Consider the following 4,921-nt stretch of genomic DNA (forward strand, 5'->3'; position numbering starts at 1 on the left):
ACCGCCCCGCCGAAGAAAAAGAGCGCATTTACCCCATGGGCGCGATCCGCAAGATCAGCGGCCAGTTGCGCTACGAGGCCCAGGCCACCGCACGTGGCCAAGCCACTGCCATCACCTATGAACTGGTGGGGCACAAGTGGTTCTGCTCGGCGCCGATGTGCGATGCGTTCCTCACCCTGGCCCAGACCGACAAGGGCCTGACCTGCTTCCTGCTGCCCCGGCACCGCCCGGACGACACGCGTAACCAGTTCTATATCCAGCGCCTGAAAAATAAACTCGGCAATTGCTCGAACGCCTCCAGCGAAGTCGAGTTTCGCGGCGCCCTGGCCTGGATGGTCGGCGAAGAAGGCCGTGGCGTGCCGACTATCATCGAAATGGTCGCCATGACCCGCTTCGATTGCATGGTCGGCTCCAGCGCCTTGATGCGCCAAGCGCTGACCCAAGCCAGTCACCATTGCGCCCATCGCTCGGTCAGCGGTCGCGTACTCAGCGAACAACCGCTGATGCAAAACGTGCTGGCCGACCTGGCGCTGGAAAGCGAAGCCGCGCTGGCCTTGAGCCTGCGCATGGGCCGCGCCCTCGATCATTTGGGGGATGAGCAGGAAGCCAAGTTCTCCCGGCTGGTGACGGCGGTGGGCAAGTATTGGATCTGCAAGCGCGCGCCCGCGATGATCAACGAAGCCGCCGAGTGCATGGGCGGTGCCGGTTATGTGGAGGACAGCATCCTGCCGCGCTTGTATCGCGAGGCGCCGGTGAATTCGACGTGGGAAGGTTCCGGCAATGTGCAGTGCCTGGACGTGCTGCGCGCATTGTCCAAAGAGCCGGGTGTGCTGGAAGCGCTGTTTGTCGAACTGGGCGACGGGCATGGCGACAGGCAGTTGGCGCAGCATATCGAGCAACTGAAATCGGCGTTCATGGACACCCAGGACATCCAATACCGCGCGCGGCAACTGACCGAGGACATTGCCGTGGCGTTGCAGGCCAAGTTGTTGCTGGAGGCCGGGAATGCAGCCGTCAGCGATGGGTTCATCGCCAGCCGGCTGGGTGAGTCGTCGGGGCGCGTGTATGGCGCCTTGCCACGTGGGGTGGACGTGCGGGCCATCGTTGCGCGGTCCACCCCTCAAGTGTCTGAATAAATACGCTCCAAAAGGTGGGAGGGGGCTTGCTCCCGATAGCGGTGTGTCGGTCAGCCCATGCGTTAACTGCACCACCGCCATCGGGAGCAAGTCGAATCGTCGCACCGCCCCTCCCACATTATTCAGCGCATTGCACTTCGGCTGTTTCAGTGAGGCCGGGATACAGGCAAGATAAAGGTCTGCAAGTCAGCACACAGGATGCTTACCGTGACCGAAGCTTTTGTTGTCGTTCAAACCGCCGAAGAAGCCGTCGACCGGCTGGCGGCTCTGCATGAGCGTGCTACCGGCGCGCTCAATCAAGCCCTCAAGCAATACCTCAAGGACCGCGTCGAGCCCGACGCCGAACAACGCGCGATGTTTCGTTACCCGGAGCTGCGCCTGACTTACCAGTGCCACGGCGAAGTCCCACAGACTACCCGGGCATATGCCAAGGTCCAACTGCCGGGGACTTACAGCGTCACCGTCACCCATCCGTCGGCGTTCCGTAAATACCTGCTGGAACAATTGGTGCCGTTGATGCACGACTTCACCGTGACGGTGGAAGTCGGCGTCAGCCAGCAGAATATTCCTTACCCGTATGTGGTCGAGCAGGGCGACGAACTGGCCGGCTCCGGCGTGACCGCCGCGACCCTGGCCCGTGTGTTCCCCAGCACCGACCTGTCGGCCGCCACCGATGGCATCGCCGACGGCCTGTATGACTGGGAAAACACCGACCCGCTGCCACTGGCCCTGTTCGATGCGGCCCGCGTGGACTTTTCCCTGCGCCGCCTGGTGCATTACACCGGCAGCGACTGGCGCCATGTGCAACCGTGGATTCTGCTGACCAACTACCACCGCTATGTCGACCAGTTCATCCTGCATGGCCTGGAGCAATTGCGCAGCGACCCGCGTTTTATCCGCATGGTGCTGCCGGGCAACGTGATCATCGACAAGAGCATGGACCACGGCGAAGCGTCCGCCATTGCCGCAGGCGTGGTCTGGCACCGTTACCAGATGCCGGCCTACCACCTGCAGGCCACTGACGGTCACGGCGTGACGCTGGTCAACATCGGCGTCGGCCCGTCCAACGCCAAGAACATCACCGATCACCTGGCCGTGCTGCGTCCACATTGCTGGCTGATGATCGGCCACTGCGGCGGCCTGCGCCAATCCCAGACCATCGGCGACTACGTCCTGGCTCACGCCTATATGCGCCGCGATGGCATTCTCGACCGCGTGGTGCCGCCGAACATTCCGATCCCGGCCCTGGCCGAAGTGCAAATGGCCTTGCAGCAAGCGGCGGCCAACGTCACTGGCGAAAAGGGCGAAGAACTGAAAAAACGCCTGCGCACCGGCACTGTGCTGACCTACGACGACCGCAACTGGGAACTGCGCTGGGCCCAGGAGCGTCCGCTGATCAACCTGTCCCGCGCCGTCGCCGTGGACATGGAAAGCGGCACCATCGCCGCCCAAGGCTACCGTTTGCGTGTGCCCTACGGCACCTTGCTGTGCGTGTCGGACAAGCCGTTGCACAGCGAGATCAAGCTGCCGGGCTCGGCCAACGCGTTCTATGAGCGTGCGGTCAGCCAGCACTTGAAGATCGGCATCGAGGCGGTCGACCTGTTGCGCACCGAGCTCAACTCGCTGCACTCGCGCAAACTGCGCAGCTTCGACGAACCGCCGTTCCGCTAAGCGGTTGGGATGGTCATTTAGCGGTCAGGCCACTAGCATTGTCGGTCCTGACCGTTAGATGTTCCTTCGCCATGTCCCGTCCCACCCGTCCCGATTCGCGCCGCCCTGGCGTGAAAGCCCCGTATTCCGCAGCTCGTCGCGTCGCCAAGGCGCCACCGGCCGAGCCGAAGCTGATCCTGTTCAATAAACCCTTCGACGTGCTGACCCAGTTCAGCGACGAAGGCGGGCGGGCGACCCTCAAGGATTTTATCGACATCCCCGGCATCTACCCGGCGGGCCGCCTGGACCGTGACAGCGAAGGCCTGCTGCTGCTGACCAACGATGGTCAATTGCAGGCGCGCATTGCCGACCCCAAGCACAAGTTGGCGAAAACCTACTGGGTGCAGGTGGAAGGCGAACCCACTGAAGAACAACTGCAACGCCTGCGCGACGGTGTGCAACTCAACGACGGCATGACCTTGCCCGCCGAAGCCCGGCGGTTGGACGAGCCTGAGTTATGGCCACGCAACCCGCCGGTGCGCTTTCGCAAAAGCGTGCCGACCCACTGGTTGGAGTTGGTGATTCGTGAAGGGCGAAACCGCCAAGTGCGGCGCATGACGGCGGCGGTGGGGTTGCCCACCTTGCGCCTGGTGCGCGTGCGGATTGGCGATTGGTCCATCGACGGCCTGGATCAGGGCCAATGGAAGGCCGTACCGGCGCGCTTATAAGGCGCCGGACTCGATCAGGCCGATCACCACGCTCTTGATGACGAACGCGGCCACGCCCAGGCCCAGCACGAAAAACAGGATGAACGAGCCGAAACGCCCGGCTTTGGATTTCTTCGCCAGGTCCCAGACGATAAAGCCCATGAAAATGATCAGGATCGTGACCAGGCCGGTCATCATCCATTCTTCAAATAGCGCGGGGTCAATCGAGTTCATTGGTTTCTTCCGACGGGGCAGGCGGCAAGTATACGGCAGTGCTCGGGCTAGGCATTGACCTGCGTCGGTGCGTCGCAGGCAGACTTAAATGTGGGAGGGGGCAAGCCCCCTCCCACATTTGACCTTCACCGATCTTAAGTGCGCAGGTGGGTCAGTGGTAACTCGGTGCTGTTGAGCACCTGGTTCAGCACAAAGCTCGAACGCACGCTGGTGACGCCTTCAATGCGGGTCAGGTGGCCCAGCAGCAGCTTCTGGTAGTGGTCCATGTCCGGCACCACGACTTTCAATTGATAGTCGGCATCCATCCCGGTCACCAGGCTGCATTCCAGCACCTGCGGCAGGGTGCGGATGGCCGCTTCGAAGTTCTCGAAGCGCTCGGGGGTGTGTCGGTCCATGCCGATCAGCACGTAGGCGGTGAGGCTCAGGCCGAGCATCTTGCGGTCGAGCAGGGCGACCTGGCGGGCGATGTAGCCGTCGTCCTCCAATTGCTTGACCCGGCGCGAGCAGGGCGACGGCGACAGCCCGATACGCTCGGCCAACTCCTGGTTGGAGATCCTCGCGTCGCGCTGCAATTCCGCCAAAATACTCAGGTCGTATCGGTCAAGTTTGCTCATGGGGCTGGCCTTTGTCGTAACTATTGCGGTGAATTATCCCTTAAGGGTTAAAAATTGCGCAAGCACTGTTTATTGACGCAATCTTCGCAATCATCTGTCGGGGCGCTGCGCCTATGATTACCAACAGAATCACCGCCTGGACATAGTCCACAGCAGCTCGCCCAATCAGGCCTGCTGCGGCCGCCACCCCAGCAGGGTTGAGCCGGCCTCCAGGCTGCACACTGTCCACAAGACGGCGTGAGGTGAGCCAACGTCATAAGCGTTGAGCCCGGACGAAGTTCTCAAGGGGTGGCCGACGGGTCGCCCCTTTCTTTTTGCCTTAAGAAAATTCTTCTCGTGACTGATAACCTGTGCCAGAACCGGGCGAGGCTTTTCCAGTCTCATTGATAAGCCCTAAACCGCAGTGAGGAAGAGCATGAAGCGCATCTGGCGAATGGCAGGTGTTGGTTTGCTGGTGGTCAGCGTCAGCGCGCAGGTAACGGCCGACGAACGTGATAATTCACCCGGTCAGGGCCAGAGCCAGGGGCAGCGGCCGCAGGGCGGCGGCGGGCAGCATGAACGCGGCCCTGAAGGTGGCGGG

At 62.1% G+C, this 4,921-nt stretch carries 5 protein-coding genes and 1 pseudogene; 4 read left to right on the forward strand and 2 right to left on the reverse strand.

Features of this window, described 5'->3' with window-relative positions:
* From L9Z73_RS25250 to L9Z73_RS25260, 3 genes are all read left to right on the forward strand, one after another.
* Positions 1-1,136: DUF4892 domain-containing protein (locus L9Z73_RS25250; protein WP_247406941.1), on the forward strand; the 1,136-nt coding region annotated here is incomplete at its 5' end.
* Between the two features lie 198 nt (positions 1,137-1,334).
* Positions 1,335-2,807 (forward strand): AMP nucleosidase, encoded by a 1,473-nt coding sequence (gene amn, locus L9Z73_RS25255; protein ID WP_164886999.1) that lies wholly within the window; start codon positions 1,335-1,337, stop codon positions 2,805-2,807.
* A gap of 71 nt (positions 2,808-2,878) precedes the next feature.
* A complete protein-coding gene (locus L9Z73_RS25260) occupies positions 2,879-3,514 on the forward strand; it encodes a pseudouridine synthase (RefSeq protein ID WP_247406944.1) in 636 nt (211 codons plus the stop codon).
* Here L9Z73_RS25260 and L9Z73_RS25265 read toward each other — a convergent pair.
* Both L9Z73_RS25265 and L9Z73_RS25270 read right to left on the reverse strand, forming a co-directional pair.
* Positions 3,509-3,718: a DUF2788 domain-containing protein gene (locus L9Z73_RS25265; RefSeq protein WP_026140189.1), complete on the reverse strand. Its 210-nt coding sequence runs from the start codon at positions 3,716-3,718 to the stop codon at positions 3,509-3,511. The two genes, L9Z73_RS25260 and L9Z73_RS25265, sit on opposite strands and share 6 nt — an antisense overlap.
* 143 nt (positions 3,719-3,861) lie before the next feature.
* On the reverse strand, positions 3,862-4,341 hold the full coding sequence (locus L9Z73_RS25270) for an Lrp/AsnC family transcriptional regulator (protein WP_003194418.1): 480 nt from the start codon (positions 4,339-4,341) through the stop codon (positions 3,862-3,864).
* Between the two features lie 415 nt (positions 4,342-4,756).
* On the opposite strand from L9Z73_RS25270, the pseudogene L9Z73_RS25275 reads away from it, so the two are divergent.
* Positions 4,757-4,921, forward strand: a pseudogene (locus tag L9Z73_RS25275) (glycine zipper family protein); the annotation flags it as partial.

Origin of the sequence: Pseudomonas emilianonis (assembly GCF_023072625.1) — a bacterium.
Taxonomy (GTDB): Bacteria; Pseudomonadota; Gammaproteobacteria; order Pseudomonadales; family Pseudomonadaceae; genus Aquipseudomonas; species Aquipseudomonas paraveronii.

What these genes read in the sequence shown, in the direction of transcription:
- L9Z73_RS25270 (WP_003194418.1), bottom strand. Translation starts at nt 4,341, where the DNA reads ATGAGCAAACTTGACCGATACGACCTGAGTATTTTGGCGGAATTGCAG.
- amn (WP_164886999.1), top strand. Translation starts at nt 1,335, where the DNA reads ATGCTTACCGTGACCGAAGCTTTTGTTGTCGTTCAAACCGCCGAAGAA.
- L9Z73_RS25260 (WP_247406944.1), top strand. Translation starts at nt 2,879, where the DNA reads ATGTCCCGTCCCACCCGTCCCGATTCGCGCCGCCCTGGCGTGAAAGCC.